This is a genomic window from Streptomyces albospinus (assembly GCF_014648695.1).
GTDB lineage: Bacteria > Actinomycetota > Actinomycetes > Streptomycetales > Streptomycetaceae > Streptomyces > Streptomyces albospinus.
On sequence record NZ_BMRP01000001.1, the window covers coordinates 633,523 to 649,768 of the forward strand.

General features: G+C 72.2%; 12 protein-coding genes. 10 read left to right on the forward strand and 2 right to left on the reverse strand.

All coding sequences use genetic code 11. The annotated features are described in order from the left end of the window. The first annotated feature begins 54 nt into the window (after nt 1-54). Nucleotides 55-1,140, forward strand: a complete 1,086-nt coding sequence (locus IEZ17_RS02725; RefSeq protein WP_189295916.1) for a branched-chain amino acid aminotransferase — start codon at nt 55-57, stop codon at nt 1,138-1,140. 83 nt (nt 1,141-1,223) lie between these two features. On the opposite strand, the gene IEZ17_RS02730 is transcribed toward IEZ17_RS02725, so the two are convergent. After that, a complete protein-coding gene (locus IEZ17_RS02730; protein ID WP_189295918.1) occupies nt 1,224-2,684 on the reverse strand; it encodes a cytosine permease in 1,461 nt (486 codons plus the stop codon). A 262-nt stretch (nt 2,685-2,946) separates the two neighbouring features. Here IEZ17_RS02730 and ureA point away from each other — a divergent pair, with 262 nt between their 5' ends. From ureA to cimA, 6 genes are all read left to right on the forward strand, one after another. Continuing rightward, complete coding sequence (gene ureA / locus IEZ17_RS02735; protein ID WP_189295920.1) at nt 2,947-3,663, forward strand: urease subunit gamma; 717 nt, start codon at nt 2,947-2,949, stop codon at nt 3,661-3,663. Further along, a complete protein-coding gene (locus IEZ17_RS02740) occupies nt 3,660-5,366 on the forward strand; it encodes an urease subunit alpha (protein ID WP_189295922.1) in 1,707 nt (568 codons plus the stop codon). Before ureA ends, IEZ17_RS02740 begins: the two co-directional genes overlap by 4 nt. Before the next feature lie 132 nt (nt 5,367-5,498). Continuing rightward, nucleotides 5,499-6,539, forward strand: a complete 1,041-nt coding sequence (locus IEZ17_RS02745) for an agmatine deiminase family protein (protein WP_189295924.1) — start codon at nt 5,499-5,501, stop codon at nt 6,537-6,539. Between the two features lie 53 nt (nt 6,540-6,592). Further along, nucleotides 6,593-7,210, forward strand: a complete 618-nt coding sequence (locus IEZ17_RS02750; RefSeq protein ID WP_189295926.1) for a TetR/AcrR family transcriptional regulator — start codon at nt 6,593-6,595, stop codon at nt 7,208-7,210. Nucleotides 7,211-7,335: 125 nt separating this feature from the next. After that, nucleotides 7,336-8,652, forward strand: a complete 1,317-nt coding sequence (locus IEZ17_RS02755) for an MFS transporter (protein WP_189295928.1) — start codon at nt 7,336-7,338, stop codon at nt 8,650-8,652. Nucleotides 8,653-8,932: 280 nt separating this feature from the next. Beyond that, on the forward strand, nt 8,933-10,588 hold the full coding sequence (gene cimA / locus IEZ17_RS02760) for a citramalate synthase (RefSeq protein ID WP_189295931.1): 1,656 nt from the start codon (nt 8,933-8,935) through the stop codon (nt 10,586-10,588). 244 nt (nt 10,589-10,832) lie between these two features. Here cimA and IEZ17_RS02765 read toward each other — a convergent pair whose 3' ends face one another. Beyond that, on the reverse strand, nt 10,833-11,465 hold the full coding sequence (locus tag IEZ17_RS02765; RefSeq protein WP_189295933.1) for a YceI family protein: 633 nt from the start codon (nt 11,463-11,465) through the stop codon (nt 10,833-10,835). Nucleotides 11,466-11,710: 245 nt separating this feature from the next. On the opposite strand from IEZ17_RS02765, the gene IEZ17_RS02770 reads away from it, so the two are divergent. From IEZ17_RS02770 to IEZ17_RS02780, 3 genes are all read left to right on the forward strand, one after another. Continuing rightward, nucleotides 11,711-14,173, forward strand: coding sequence for a polysaccharide lyase 8 family protein (locus IEZ17_RS02770; protein ID WP_189295936.1), 2,463 nt, complete (start codon nt 11,711-11,713; stop codon nt 14,171-14,173). Nucleotides 14,174-14,391: 218 nt separating this feature from the next. Beyond that, the gene (locus tag IEZ17_RS02775) at nt 14,392-15,975 is read left to right on the forward strand and encodes an acyl-CoA carboxylase subunit beta (RefSeq protein ID WP_189295938.1); all 1,584 of its coding nucleotides are present in this window, start codon (nt 14,392-14,394) and stop codon (nt 15,973-15,975) included. A gap of 39 nt (nt 15,976-16,014) precedes the next feature. Beyond that, complete coding sequence (locus tag IEZ17_RS02780) at nt 16,015-16,221, forward strand: acyl-CoA carboxylase epsilon subunit (protein ID WP_189295940.1); 207 nt, start codon at nt 16,015-16,017, stop codon at nt 16,219-16,221. The last annotated feature ends 25 nt before the right edge of the window (nt 16,222-16,246 follow it).

A 16,246-nucleotide genomic window follows, 5' to 3' on the forward strand; every position in this document is an offset into this window, starting at 1 on the left:
TGATCGTGCGCACGGCCGCGCGGCAACGGACTACGCAGTGAAGGACACGCATTCATGACGACGCCCGCGATCGAGCTCAAGCCCTCCTCGCACCCGCTGTCCGACGCGGAGCGGGAGCGGATCCTGGCCGCTCCCGGCTTCGGACGGCACTTCACCGACCACATGGTGACGATCAAGTGGACCGAGGGCCGCGGCTGGCACGACGCCGAACTGGTGCCGTACGCGCCGCTCTCCCTGGACCCGGCGAACATGACCCTGCACTACGCGCAGACGATCTTCGAGGGCCTGAAGGCGTACCGCCAGCCCGACGGCGGCGTCGCCACCTTCCGCCCGGACGCCAACGCCCGCCGCTTCCAGGCGTCCGCCCGCCGCCTGGGCATGCCCGAGCTCCCCGTCGAGACCTTCATCGCGGCCTGCGACGCGCTGGTCACCCAGGACAAGGCGTGGGTGCCGAACAGCGGTGAGGCGTCCCTCTACCTCCGGCCGTTCATGTTCGCCAGCGAGGTCGGGCTGGGCGTCAAGCCCGCCAACGAGTACCTCTTCCTCGTCATCGCCTCGCCCGCCGGCGCGTACTTCCCCGGTGGCGTCAAGCCGGTCTCGGTGTGGCTGTCGGAGGAGTACGTCCGGGCCACCCCGGGCGGCACCGGCGCGGCCAAGACCGGCGGCAACTACGCCGCGTCCCTGGTCGCCCAGGCGCAGGCCGCCGAGCAGGGCTGCGACCAGGTGGTCTGGCTGGACGCGATCGAGCGCCGCTGGATCGAGGAGATGGGCGGGATGAACCTGTACTTCGTGTACGGCAACCGCATCGTCACTCCGGAGCTGACCGGTTCGCTGCTGCCGGGCATCACCCGCGACTCGCTGCTGACCATCGCCGCCGACCTCGGGTACGAGGTCTCCGAGGGCCGGATCTCGGTCGAGGAGTGGCAGGGCGCCACCGAGGACGGCACGCTGACCGAGGTCTTCGCCTGCGGCACCGCCGCGGTGATCACCCCGGTCGGCAGGGTCAAGTCGGCCCGCGCCAACTGGACGGTCGCCGACGGCGAGCCCGGCGAGGTCACCATGAAGCTGCGCAAGGCGCTGCTGGACATCCAGACCGGCGCGGGCGCGGACACCCACGGCTGGATGCACCCGCTGGGCTGAGCCCGGCCCCCGGCGACGCCGCAGGCCGCCACCGACAGAGCGTCGGTGGCGGCCTGCGCCATGAGCGGGGGAGGGGCCCCGGCTCAGCGGACCTCGGCGGGTGACTCGGCGGCGGGCGCCTCCGCCAGGGGGGCGGGGACCGGGCGCAGCGGCGCGACCGGGCGCGGGTCCTTGGCGGTGAGCAGGTGGTAGACGATGCCGGCGGCAGCCGCGGCGAGCACGAAGCTGATGTCGATCCCGCCGGTGAAGGACAGCAGCGGGCCCTTGTAGAAGGGCGTGTCCACGCCCAGCAGGCCGACGGCCGAGCCGACCGCCCAGGCGGCGGTGGCCTGGACGTTCCAGCCGGCCTTGAACCAGTAGACGCCGCCGACCGTGCCGCGGTTGTAGACCTGGAGCGAGTCCGCGTCGTAGGTGCCGCGGCAGCGCACGAAGCCGATGACGGTGATCACGGCCCAGGGCGTGCCGATGGCGGTCATCAGCAGCACGAAGGACGTCATGGCGTCCTGCGCGGCCCACAGGAAGTGGCCGGCGTAGACCAGCGCGGTGGAGACCGCGGCGACCACGTAGGTGGCCTGGGTGCGGGTGGCCTTCGGCAGGATCGCGTCCAGGTCGAGCCCCATGCTGTAGAGCATCAGGCCGGAGTTGCCGACCGAGCCCGCGGAGGCGTTGGCCAGCAGGAGGGCCAGGTACCAGAACGGCGCCCCGGCGACCAGCGGGCCGGCGTAGTCGCTGCCGCCCGCCCCGACCGCCAGGGCGCTGAAGGTGCCGAAGAGCTGCGGGACCAGCAGGCCGATCAGCAGGCCGCAGTAGGTGGCCGCGAAGACCTTCCTGGAGCTGTGCCGGCGCGGGGAGATGTAGCGGCTGTAGTCGCCGAGCAGGGTGATGAACGCGATCGGGCCGCTGAGTCCGGCGGACACCGCGGCCAGCAGCCAGGTCTGCCAGAACCCGCCGAGCGCGTACGAGGTGCCGGGGACCGGACCGGTGTGGAAGGTGTGCAGGTAGGCGATCACGCCGACTGCGAGCAGGACGGTCAGCCCGATGGAGAGCACCTTGCTCATCCGGAGCAGCACCCGGTAGCCGTAGACCGCGCCCACCGCGGTGGCGCCGGCCAGCAGCGCGTAGACCACCGCGTAGGCGGTGCCGTCGCTCGGCAGGCCGATGAGGCGGTGCAGAGCGCCGACCATCGCGTCGCCGCCCACCCACAGGGTCAGCGCCGTGTAGCCGAGCGAGAGCAGCAGGCCGATCACCGAGCCGATGAGCCGGCCGCGGACACCGAAGAACGCGCCGCTGCTGGTGGAGAGGTTGGTCGCGCTGCGCAGCGAGACCAGCGCGAGCGGGGCGGTCAGGACGGCGCCGACGACGGTGCCGGCCGCGAGGGAGGTGACCGAGCCCCAGAACCCGAGGCCGAAGGAGACCGGGAGCCAGCCGAAGATCACCACACCCAGGGCCAGGTTCGACCCGAGAAGGATCGAGACGAGGTCGCGGGGAGTGCTGGTGCGCTCCTCGTCCGGGATGGTGTCGACTCCGCGTTGTTCGATCGGCATGAGGGCTCCCCTGAGAGGCCGGAACAGATGGTGAGCGGTGCTGTGAGCGGTGCTCCGTGTGGTGGACAGTGCTCCGGGGCCGTGCCCCGGAGCGGCGCTCGCTGCTGCGAGATCATTTGAACGGCGCTCTAGAAACGATCAATTCAGGCCATGACTAGAGCGACGCTCAATATGAGTCATGCGTCTGGACTAGGTCAATGGTTTCGGAATGATGAATTCCAAGTTAGAGTGATGCTCAATTCGATCGGGAGGATGAGACCGGATGCGGCTGACCCCCACGGAACGCGACCGGCTGCTGCTCTTCGGCGCGGCCGAGCTGGCCCGGGCGCGCCGGGCCCGCGGACTGAAGCTGAACGTGCCCGAGGCGACCGCGTTGATCGCGGACACAGTCTGCGAGGCGGCGCGGGACGGGCGCCGCCTCGCGCAGGCCATCGAGGCGGCGCGCGGCGTGCTCGGCCCGGACGACGTCCTGCCGGGCGTCGCCGACGTCGTCACCGAGGTGCACGTCGAGGCCGTCTTCGACGACGGCTCCCGGCTCGCCGTGGTCGGCGACCCGATCGGCGCCGCGGCCGGTACGGATGCCGGGGCCGGCGGCACGGCGGCGGCGCCCGCGCCCGGCGCGGTGCTCCCCGGCCCGGCCGACCCGGAGCCGGAGCCCGCGGTGCTGCTCGCGGTCCGCAACACCGCGTCGGTGCCGATCAGCGTCACCTCGCACTTCCACTTCTTCGAGGCCAACCCCCGGCTGGAGTTCGACCGCGCCGCCGCGTACGGCATGCGGCTGTGCGTCCCGGCGGGCTCGTCGGTGCGGTTCGACCCCGGCGGCGGCTCGGAGGTCGGCCTGGTGCCGATCGGCGGCGACCGGATCGCGATCGGCTTCGCCGGCCTGGTCGACGGCCCGCTCGACGCACCGGGCGCCAGAACCGAAGCGCTGCGGCGGGCCGCCGCCTGCGGCTACCTGGGAGCGGAGGGCCGCGCATGACCATCGATCCCCATGAGTACGCGTCGGTCCACGGCCCGCGGGCCGGCGACCGGGTCGTCCTCGGCGACTCCGGACTGGTCGTCCGGGTCGAGTCCGACGCGCAGAAGCCCGGGGACGAGTTCCTCGCCGGCTTCGGCAAGACCGCCCGCGACGGGCTGCACCTCAAGGCCGCCGCGGTCCGCGAGACCTGCGACGTGGTGATCAGCAACGTCCTGGTCATCGACGCCGTCCAGGGCATCCGCAAGGTGTCGATCGGCATCCGCGAGGGCCGGATCCACGCCATCGGGCGGGCCGGCAACCCGGACACCCTCGACGGCGTCGACGTCGTCGTCGGCACGGGTACGTCCATCGTCTCCGGCGAAGGCATGATCGCCACCGCCGGCGCCGTGGACACCCACGTCCACCTGCTCTCCCCGCGCGTCATGGAAGCCTCGCTGGCGTCCGGCGTGACCACGATCATCGGCCAGGAATTCGGGCCGGTCTGGGGCGTCGGCGTCAACTCCCCCTGGGCGCTGGGCCATGCCTTCAACGCATTCGACGCCTGGCCGGTCAACATCGGCTTCCTGGGCCGCGGTTCGTCCTCCGGGGACGCCCCGCTGGTCGAGGCGCTCGCCGAGGGCGGCGCCTGCGGCTTCAAGGTCCACGAGGACATGGGCGCGCACGCCCGCGCCCTGGACACCGCGCTGCGGGTCGCCGAGGACCACGACGTCCAGGTGGCGCTGCACAGCGACGGCCTCAACGAATGCCTCACCGTCGAGGACACCCTCCGCGTCCTGGACGGCCGTACCATCCACGCCTTCCACATCGAGGGCTGCGGCGGCGGGCACGTCCCCAACGTCCTCAAGATGGCCGGCGTCCCCAACGTCATCGGCTCCTCGACCAACCCGACCCTCCCCTTCGGGCGGGACGCGGTCGCCGAGCACTACGGCATGATCGTCTCGGTCCACGACCTGAAGACCGACCTGCCGGGCGACGCCGCCATGGCCCGCGACCGCATCCGGGCCGGCACGATGGGCGCCGAGGACGTCCTCCACGACCTCGGGGCGATCGGCATCACCTCGTCCGACGCCCAGGGCATGGGCCGGGCCGGCGAGACGGTCCGGCGCACCTTCGCGATGGCCGGCAAGATGAAAGCCGAACTCGGGCCCCTTCTTCCCCGTGACGGGGAGGCGGGCGACGGCGCGCACGACGACAACGCGCGGGTGCTGCGCTACGTCGCCAAGCTCACCATCAACCCCGCCATCGCACACGGCCTCGCGCACGAGATCGGGTCGATCGAGGTCGGCAAGATGGCCGACATCGTGCTCTGGAAGCCGCAGTTCTTCGGCGCCAAGCCGCAGCTGGTGCTCAAGTCCGGCTTCCCCGCGTACGGCGTCACCGGCGACCCCAACGCCGCCACCGACACCTGCGAACCCCTCGTCCTCGGCCCGCAGTTCGGGGCGCACGGCGCGACCCCGGCCGAGATCTCCGTCGCCTTCGTCGCACGCGCCGCGGCCGAGCAGGGCGGCGACGGCATGCCCACCCGACGGCGCCGGGTCGCGGTCCGCGGCACCCGCGGCATCGGCCCCCGCAACCTGATCCACAACGCCCGGGTCGGCGACGTCCAGGTCGACGCACGCAGCGGACTGGTCACCCTCGACGGCGACCCGATGCGCTCCGAACCGGCCGACACGGTCTCGCTGTCCAGGCTCTATTTCCTCTGAACCCCCTCCGACGCCCGGATCCGCACCACCGTGTCCCGGCAGCGGCGCGCCCCCTCCCGCCATGCCGCTGCCGCCGGTACGCACCGACCCCCCGCCTGCCCCGACGCTTCCCCGAACCGTGAGGACCCCCGTATGAACACCCCCGCCGCCGACGGCTTCCGGATGCCCCCCGAATGGGCCCCGCACGAGCGCACCTGGATGGCCTGGCCCGGCCCCAACTTCACCTTCGGTGCGGAGGGCGGCGCCACGCTCGCCGAGGCCCGCACCGCCTGGGCCGCGGTCGCCCGCGCCGTCCGGCGGTACGAGCCGGTCACCGTGGTCGCCGGCCCCGGCCAACTGGCGGGCGCCCGGGCCCTGCTCGGCGAGGACATCGAGCTGGTCGAACGCCCCCTCGACGACGCCTGGATGCGCGACATCGGCCCCACCTTCCTCACCGACGGCCAGGGCGAACTGGCCGCCGTGGACTGGGTGTTCAACGGCTGGGGCGCTCAGGAGTGGGCCGCCTGGGACCGCGACGCGACGATCGCCGAGCAGGTCGCCGGGCTCGCCGGGGCCCGCCGCTACGCCACCCCGCTGGTCAACGAGGGCGGCGGCATCCACGTCGACGGCGAGGGCACCGTACTGCTCACCGAGACCGTGCAACTCGACCCGGGCCGCAACCCCGATCGCACCAAGGAAGAGGTCGAGGCCGAGATCCACGCCCACCTCGGCACCACCAAGGCGATCTGGCTGCCCCGCGGCCTGTATGCCGACTACGGGCAGTTCGGCACCCGCGGCCACGTGGACATCGTCGCCGCCTTCGCCCGCCCCGGCGTGGTGATGGTCCACACCCAGCCGAACCCCGACCACCCCGACCACGCGATCTGCAACGAGATCGTCAAGCTGCTGCGCGCCTCGACGGACGCCCGGGGCCGCCGGCTGGAGATCGTGGAGGTCCCGGCCCCCACCGTCATCGAGGAGGACGGCGAGCCGGTCGACTACTCCTACATCAACCACCTCCAGTGCAACGGCGGCATCGTGCTGTGCGCCTTCGACGACCCGCGCGACGAGGAGGCGGCCGGGATCTTCCGCCGGCTGTTCCCCGGGCGCACCGTGACGCTGGTGGACGCCCGTACGATCTTCGCAGCGGGTGGCGGTATCCACTGCATCACCCAGCAGCAGCCGAAGGTCTGACGGACCCCTGACCGACCAGCCCGTCGCAGCCCGACCCGACCCCGGAGGTCACCGTGTCCGGTCCCGAACGCCGTCCCCGGCGGCGCCTCAACCAGCCGCGCGAGCAGGTACTGGCCGCGGCGATGGCCACCATCGCCGCGGAGGGGCTGGACCGGCTGACCATGGCCGGGCTGGGCCGCGAGGTCGGGATGAGCAGCGGCCACATCCTCTACTACTTCGGCACGAAGGACGAGCTGCTGCTCCAGACCCTCCAGTGGAGCGAGGAGCAGCTCGGCGCCGAGCGCCGGGCCGCCCTCTCCCGCCGCGTCCCGGCCCGCGAGCGGCTGGACGCGCTGGTCGACCTCTACCTCCCCGAAGGCCACCGCGATCCGCGCTGGACGCTCTGGCTGGAGGTCTGGGTCCGCTCCCAGAACGCCGACGACGAGACCCGCGAACGCCAGCTGGACCTGGAGCTGGCCTGGCACCGCGATCTGGTGGCCCTGCTGGTCGAGGGCGTCTCGAAGGGCGAGTTCCGCCCGGTCGACGCGGAACGCTTCGCGACCCGCACCCGGGCCCTGCTCGACGGCTTCGGCACCCACCTCGTCGTCGGGCTGCCCGGTACGACCCGCGAGCAGGTGGACCGCGCCATACGCGAGTTCCTCGACGAGTCGCTCACCGTCCCGCAGGACTGACCGCCGCCGGACCGGCCCGCGGCGAACCGCTTGCCGCGCCCATGACCGCAACGCACGCAAGTACGCATGATCGTTGCACACCCGGCTCTTGCCGACGGGCCCGCTCTCCGCGACCGTGAGCGGCTATGGGACAAGCGCAATGGAAGAAGATCTGGGTCGGCTCGGCCGGCAACATGGTCGAGTGGTTCGACTGGTTCGTCTACGCGAGCTTCGCGGTCTATTTCGCCGACTCGTTCTTCCCGAAGGGGAACGACACCGCGAACCTCATGAACACCATGGGGATCTTCGCCGTCGGCTTCTTCATGCGCCCGGTCGGCGGCTGGGTGCTCGGCCGGGTCGGGGACCGCCGGGGCCGCAAGGCGGCACTCACCCTGACCGTCACCCTGATGTCCGCCTCGGCCGTCCTCATCGCCGTCGCGCCCACCTACGCCGCGGCCGGCTACGGCGGCGTCGCCGTACTGCTGCTCGCCCGGATGCTCCAGGGGCTGTCGGTCGGCGGCGAGTACGCGGCCAGCGCCACCTATCTGACCGAAGCCTCCGCGCCCGGCAGCCGCGGCTTCGCCTCCAGCTTCCAGTACGTGTCGATGACCGCCGGCCAGCTGCTCGGCCTGGGCCTCCAGATCGTGCTCCAGCGCACCATGTCCGACGCCGCGCTGCACAGCTGGGCCTGGCGGATCCCCTTCATCGTCGGCGCGCTGGGCGCCGCCATCGTCTTCTACCTGCGCCGCAGCATGCTGGAGACCGAGGTCTACGCCGAGGACGAGGGCGCCCGGTCCGACCCGGACCGCGGCACCCTCAAGGCTCTGTGGGCCCACAGGCGCGAGGCGTTCCTGGTCATCGCGCTGACCATGGGCGGCACCGTGGCGTACTACACGTACACCACCTACCTCACCAAGTACCTGTCGGGCAGCGCCGGGATGACCAAGCCGACCGCATCCCTGGTCAGCTTCTGCGCGCTGTTCCTGTTCATGTGCCTCCAGCCGCTGGCCGGCCGGCTGTCGGACCGGATCGGCCGCCGCCCGCTGCTGATCACCTTCGCGATCGGCTCGACCTTCCTGACCGTGCCGATCATGACGCTGCTCAAGCACGCCGGCTCCTTCTGGCCGGCCCTCGGCCTCTCGATGCTGGCCCTGGTCGTGGTCACCGGCTACACCTCCATCAACGCCTGTGTGAAGGCCGAGCTGTTCCCGACCGGCATCCGCGCGCTGGGCGTCGCCCTGCCGTACGCCATCGCCAACGCGCTCTTCGGCGGCACCGCGGAGTACGTCGCCCTGTGGTTCAAGAACGGCGGTATCGAGTCCGGCTATTACTGGTACGTCTCCGGCTGCGCCGCGGTCTCGCTGGTCGTGTATCTGACGATGCGGGAGACGCGGACCATCGATCTGCACCGGGTCGGCACGGCGGACGGCGACGAATCCGGTACGCGCGTGCTCGCATCCTGAGACGCCCGGCGGCGCGGGGGCGGTGGTGTGCCAGACTGCCCCCGTGCTCTCGTTCGCCATGATTATTGGCAGCAGGCGCGCCGGTCCGCAGTGACCGCCCCGTAGGAACCGGCTACGGCGCGGACACCGTCGTCCCAGACCCGCGCGCAGACCTCTCGCACCCGCGAGAGGTTTTTTCGTTTCCGGCCACCGCCACCGGACGCGGAGCGCGAGGGATCATGGAGGGACGGTGGAACCGGTCATTCCGGTAGACCGAGACCTTGACAGGAGCCAGACCAGCATGACGGACGCACACGACCCCGCCCCCTCGGCCGCCGTCCTCCCCGCCGGCGCGGTGCCCGACGACTTCCACGTCTTCGACACCACCCTGCGCGACGGCGCACAGCGCGAGGGCATCAACCTGACGGTCGCCGACAAGCTGACCATCGCCCGGCACCTGGACGACTTCGGCGTCGGCTTCATCGAGGGCGGCTGGCCCGGCGCCAACCCGCGGGACACCGAGTTCTTCCAACGCGCCCGCGAGGAGATCACGTTCCGGCACGCGCAGCTGGTCGCGTTCGGCGCCACCCGCAAGGCGGGCGTCCGTGTCGAGAACGATCCGCAGGTCGCCGCGCTGCTGGCGTCGCAGGCCCCGGTCGTCACGCTGGTCGCCAAGTCCCACCTCGGCCACGTCGAACTGGCGCTGCGCACCACGCCCGAGGAGAACCTCGCGATGATCCGGGACACCGTCGCGTACCTGGTGGCCCAGGGCCGCCGGGTCTTCCTCGACTGCGAGCACTTCTTCGACGGCTACGCACTGGACCCGGCATACGCGAAGCAGGTCGTCCGCACCGCGAGCGAGGCCGGCGCCGACGTCGTGGTGCTCTGCGACACCAACGGCGGGATGCTCCCGGCCCAGGTGACCGCCGTCGTGCGGACCGTCCTCGCGGACACCGGCGCGCGGCTGGGCATCCACGCGCAGGACGACACCGGCTGCGCGGTCGCCAACACCCTGGCCGCGGTGGACGCCGGTGCCACCCATGTCCAGTGCACCGCCAACGGCTACGGCGAACGGGTCGGCAACTCCAACCTCTTCCCGGTCGTCGCCGCCCTGGAGCTCAAGTACGGGCGCCGGGTCCTGCCCGAGGGCAAGCTCGCCGAGACCACCCGGATCTCGCACGCCATCGCCGAGGTCGTCAACCTGACGCCGTCCACGCACCAGCCGTACGTCGGCGTCTCCGCGTTCGCCCACAAGGCCGGGCTGCACGCCTCCGCGATCAAGGTCGACCCGGACCTCTACCAGCACATCGACCCGGCGCTGGTCGGCAACAGCATGCGGATGCTGGTCTCCGACATGGCCGGGCGCGCCTCGATCGAGCTCAAGGGCAAGGAGCTCGGCATCGACCTGGGCGGCGACCGCGAGCTGGTCGGCCGGGTCGTCGACCGGGTCAAGGAGCGGGAGTCGGCGGGCTACACGTACGAGGCCGCGGACGCGTCGTTCGAGCTGCTGCTCCGCGACGAACTGCGGCGGGCGGGCGCCGGCGGCACGCCGCTGCGCTACTTCACCGTCGAGTCCTGGCGCGCCATCGTCGAGGACCGCCCGGACGGCACCCACGCCAACGAGGCGACCGTGAAGCTCTGGGCCAAGGGCGAGCGGATCGTCGCCACCGCCGAGGGCAACGGTCCGGTCAACGCGCTGGACCGGGCGCTGCGGGTGGGTCTGGAGCGGATCTATCCGGAGCTGGCCGCGATGGAGCTGGTGGACTACAAGGTCCGCATCCTGGAGGGCGCCCTGGGTACCGGCTCGATCACCCGGGTCCTGGTCTCCACCAGCGACGGCCGCGGCGAGTGGTCCACGGTCGGCGTCGCGGAGAACGTCATCGCGGCGTCCTGGCAGGCGCTCGACGACGCCTATGCGTACGGGCTGCTGCGGGCCGGGGTCGAGCCGCAGGAGTGAGTGCCCGTGGCGCGGAGGGGCGCCACGGTTGTCCACAGGCACCGGCGACGGCCGGTGCGGAGCGCTACCTTCACCGCATGCGTGGTGGAGGCGGGGGAGGGGCCTCGCCACGGGGTGGGGCCTCGCCACGGGGTGGGGCCGGGTGGGTGGGCCCCTCCTTTGCCGGGCGGGGATCTCCGGGTTGGGGAGAGGGAGGGGCCCTGCCAGGAAAGCGGCGGAGGCCGGCCCTCCCCCACGGCGGACGTCAGCCCTTCTTGACCGCCGAGATGTCGAAGGTCAGCTTGACCTTGTCGCTGACCATGACGCCGCCGGTCTCCAGCGCCGCGTTCCAGGTCAGGCCCCACTCGGAGCGCAGGATCTCGGCGGTGCCCTCGAAGCCGACCCGCTCGGCGCCGTAGACGTCGGTGGCCGCGCCGTTGAACTCCAGGTCGATGGCGAGCGGGCGGGTGACGTCCTTGATCGTCAGATCGCCGGAGACGCGGTACGTCTCGCTGCCGATCTGCTCGACCGCGCCGGAGCGGAAGGTCATCAGGGGGAACTGCTCGGCGTCGAAGAAGTCGGGGCTCTTGAGGTGGCCGTCGCGGTCGGTGATGCCGGTGTCGATGCTGGCGATCTTGACGTCGATGTGCGCGGTGGACGCGGCCGGGTTGCTGCCGTCCAGCTTCAGCACGCCCTCGTGTTCGCCGAAGGTGCCGCGGACGTTGGTGACCATGGCGTGCCGGACGGTGAAGCCGATGCTGCTGTGGGCCGGGTCGATGGTGTAGTCGCCGGTCAGCGCGGCGAGCGCGGGGTCCGCGTCCAGAACGGCGGCGCCGGCGGCGGCCGAGGCGTCCGGGGTGGCGGGGGCGGTGGTGCGCTTGCGGGTGAACAGAGCCATGGCTCCTCCTCGGGGACGGCGTGCAGCAGGGGCGCATGCAGCGTGGTTGTTTAACCTTCAACGAGATTCACCGTAGCGGCATCTGGTTCAACTTTCAACCTCTTCTTTGCCGGTTTCCCCCGGACGGGTGCGGATGCCGCCTTCCGGCGCGGTCATTGCCGCCCCGCGGGCCGCCGTGCTAGACCATCGGGAACTCCCAAGTGCGCAGCGCCACAGACCAGTTGACGCCATGGAGAGGACCCGCCGTGCCGCCCGAACCCGCCCTGCCCGCCTGGTCGCGCCGAGGATTTCTCGCCACCTCCACCGCGAGCGCACTGGCCCTCGCGCTCGGCCCGGAAGCCCCGCCCGCCGCCGCCCGCACCCCCGCACCGGACCGGGCGGCCGGTGGGGCCGACGAGTATGCCGCCCTCCGCCGCCGCTGGTGCGACCTCGCCCTCGGCACCGGATACGACCCCGGCGCGGCCCCGTATGCCGCCGCCCTCAAGGAGACCGGCGACCTCGCCGCCGGCTTCCGGTCGGAGATGCGGCCGGAAGCCGGCTCCCTCTGGCCGGACTGCCCCTACGACCCGCCCTCCGGCATCACCCAGAGCTACAGCCGGCTCGCCACCATGGCCCTGGCCCACGCCCAGCCCGGCACCGGCCGCACCGGCGACCCGGCGCTCGCCGCCGACGTCGTCACCGGCCTCGACCACCTCGACCGCACCGTCTACCACCCCGCCACCACCCGCTACGGCAACTGGTGGGAGTGGCAGATCGGCAGCCCCAGACTCCTGCTGGACACCCTCGCGATCCTCGACGAGCACCTGCCCGGCGGCGTCGGCGACGCCCTGCGCGCCCGCTGCCTGGCCGCCGTCGACCACTTCGTCCCGGACAGCATGCTGGGCGCCTACACCGGCACCAGCACCGGCGCCAACCGCGTCGACCTGTGCCGGGTCGTCGCCCTGCGCGGCGTCCTCGGCCGCGCCCCCGCCAAGATCGCACTGGCCCGGGACGCCCTCTCGCCCGTCTTCCCGTACGTCACCAAGGGCGACGGGCTCTACGCCGACGGATCGTTCGTCCAGCACACCTGGGTCGCCTACTCCGGCACCTACGGCGCCGTCCTCCTCGACGGCCTGGGCCGGCTGTTCACCCTGCTGCGCGGCTCCACCTGGGAGGTCGCCGACCCGGCCCGGCAGATCATCTTCGACAGCGTCGAGCACGCCTACGCACCGCTGCTGTACAACGGCCTGATGATGGACAGCGTCAACGGGCGCGCCGTCAGCCGCGGTTACCTGCGCAACGACGAGCGGCACGTCCTGCGCAGCGACCACTTCCACGGCCATGCGCTGATCGCCGCCATCGCCCTGCTCGGCGAGGGCGCGAGCGCCGCCGAACGCGCCCGCTGGCACGCCATGATCAAGGGCTGGACCGCCCGCGACCGCACGCTGCCGGTGCTCACCGACCGCCAGTACGCCGTCGCCGACCTCGCCCGGCTGGGCCGGATCGCGGCGGGTGCGGGACCCGCCGCCCCGGAACCCGTCGGCCACCGGCTGTTCCCCGCCATGGACCGCGCGGTGCACCGCCGCCCCGGCTGGGCCGCCGGACTGGCCATGGCCTCCGACCGCATCACGTACTACGAGAACGGCAACGGCGAGAACCGGCACGGCTGGCACACCGGCGCCGGAATGCTCTACTGGTGGCGCGCGGACTCCGGGGGCGACCAGTACACCGACGCCTTCTGGCCCACCGTCGACCCCTACCGGCTCCCCGGCACCACCGTCTCCACCAAGCGGCTCGCCGACAACGAGGGCGGCGGCTGGGGCGAGCCCAAACCGGCCGCCCGCTGGGTCGGCGGCACCACCGACGGCGAATTCGCCGCCATCGGCCAGGACCTGCGCGGACTGGACTCCACCCTCACCGCGAAGAAGTCCTGGTTCGCCCTCGCGGACTGCGTGGTCTGCCTGGGCGCCGGCATCACCGCACGCGACGGCGTACCGGCCGAGACCGTCGTCGACAACCGCGCCCTGGGGGAGTCGGGCACCGCGGCGCTCACCGTCGACGGGGTGCGCCGGCCCGGCGCCCTCGGCCGCACCACCGCCTTCCGGCGCGCCCACTGGGCCCACCTCGCCGGGCACGGCGGCTGGGTCTTTCCCGGATCCCCCGGCGGAGCCCCGCTGCACGTCCGGCGCGAGGACCGGACCGGCGCCTGGCACGACATCAACAGCACCTCCGCCACCCGCCCGTACACCCGCCGCTATCTCACCCTCTGGCACGACCACGGCACCGACCCCACCGACGCCGGCTACGCCTACCTGCTCATGCCCGGCGCCACCGAGCGCGCCCTCGCCGCCCGCGCCGCCGACCGGCGCTGGCTCACCCTGCTCGCCAACGACGCGCACCGGCAGGCCGTCGCCGTCGACTCGCTCGGCCTAACCGCGGCCAATTTCTGGCGGGCGGGCCGCGCGGGGCCGCTGGCGAGCAGCGGGCCGGCGAGCGTGCTGGTCCGCGAGCGGGGGCGCGGCACCCGGGCCGGGCGGACCGCCGTGGTGTGCGCCGCGGCCCCCGAGCGCACCGGGGACACCGTGGAGATCACCTGGTCCCGGCCGGTGCGCGGGGTGCTCCGCCACGACCCGTCCGTCGAGGTGCTGGCCACCGGCGACACCCTGCGGCTGCGCCTCACCCCGGGCACCGCCTGTACCACGCACATCTGCGAGGTGCGGCTGCGCTGACCGGGTCGGGGCACCGGTTCCTACCACTGGTGGGTACAACATCACCCGGTCGGCGTTTGTCGGCACCGTACAGACGCTGGACACCGCGTCCACCCGGCGACAGGCCGGTAGCCGCGCCTCGTGCAGCGTGATTCTGTATTGCTTGCCCACCAAATGGCACCCGACGTTGTACGAAACCGACATCGGTGCACGGGGCCTCGCCCACGTACCGTCGATACATGACCACTGTCGAAGATGTGCCCGCCGGCGCCAACGACGCCCGCGGGCGCGTCGCCGAACTGCACGCGATCCGCGAGCAGGTCCGGCGAGGCCCCAGCGAGCGAGCCACCGAAGCGCAGCGTGCCAAGGGCAAGCTGACGGCCCGCGAGCGGATCGAGCTGCTGCTGGACGAGGGTTCCTTCAACGAGGTCGAACCCCTCCGCCGCCACCGCGCCACCGGCTTCGGCCTGGAGGCCAAGAAGCCCTACACGGACGGTGTGATCACCGGCTGGGGCACGGTCCACGGCCGTACCGTCTTCGTCTACGCGCACGACTTCCGGATCTTCGGCGGTGCGCTGGGCGAGGCGCACGCCACCAAGATCCACAAGATCATGGACATGGCCATCCAGGCGGGTGCGCCGCTGGTGTCGCTGAACGACGGCGCGGGCGCCCGTATCCAGGAGGGCGTCTCGGCGCTGGCCGGCTACGGCGGCATCTTCCAGCGCAACACCAAGGCGTCCGGTGTCATCCCGCAGATCAGCGTGATGCTCGGCCCGTGCGCCGGTGGCGCGGCGTACTCGCCCGCGCTGACCGACTTCGTGTTCATGGTCCGCGACACCTCGCAGATGTTCATCACCGGCCCGGACGTGGTCCGTGCGGTCACCGGTGAGGAGATCACCCAGAACGGGCTGGGCGGTGCCGACGTGCACGCCGAGACCTCCGGTGTCGCGCACTTCGCGTACGACGACGAGGTCACCTGCCTCGAAGAGGTCCGCTACCTGCTGTCCCTGCTCCCGGCGAACAACCGGGAGAACCCGCCGTCGGTGGCCAGCGAGGACCCCGCCGACCGCAGCGGTGACGCACTGCTCGACCTGGTCCCGGCGGACGGCAACCGGCCGTACGACATGCGCAAGGTCATCGAGGAGATCGTCGACGACGGCGAGTTCCTGGAGGTCCACGAGCGCTGGGCGACCAACATCATCTGCGCGCTGACCCGCCTGGACGGCCGGGTGGTCGGCATGATCGCGAACCAGCCGCAGTCGCTGGCCGGTGTGCTGGACATCGAGGCGTCCGAGAAGGCCGCCCGCTTCGTCCAGATGTGCGACGCCTTCAACATCCCGCTCGTCACGCTGCTGGACGTCCCGGGCTTCCTGCCCGGCGTCGACCAGGAGCACGGCGGCATCATCCGCCACGGCGCCAAGCTCCTCTACGCCTACTGCAACGCGACCGTGCCGCGCATCTCCATCATCCTGCGCAAGGCGTACGGCGGCGCCTACATCGTCATGGACTCCCAGACCATCGGCGCGGACCTGACCTATGCCTGGCCGACCAACGAGATCGCGGTGATGGGTGCCGAGGGCGCCGCCAACGTCATCTTCCGCAAGCAGATCGCCGAGGCCGACGACCCCGAGGCCATGCGCACCCGCATGGTCAAGGAGTACAAGTCCGAGCTGATGCACCCGTATTACGCGGCCGAGCGCGGCCTGGTCGACGACGTCATCGACCCCGCCGACACCCGCCACACCCTGATCCGCGCCCTGGAGATGCTGCGCACCAAGCACGCGGACCTGCCCGCCCGTAAGCACGGCAACCCGCCCCAGTAATCACGTCCTTCACCGCTTCGACGGAGAATCGAGACCGCCGTGAACCCTGCCCGAGGCACCGCCGCCCCCATCCGCGTCGAGAAGGGCCAGGCCAGCGAGGAAGAGCTCGCCGCCCTGACCGCCGTTCTGCTGGCCCGCGCCGCCCACCGGCCGGCCGCGCCGGCCCGGCCGCACGCCACGGCCGCCCGCTGGCGCCGGCTGGAGCGCCAGTCCGGCTTCCACGGCGCGACCAGCTGGCAGCGCTGAGCCGCGCGCCACACGCCGGTACCGG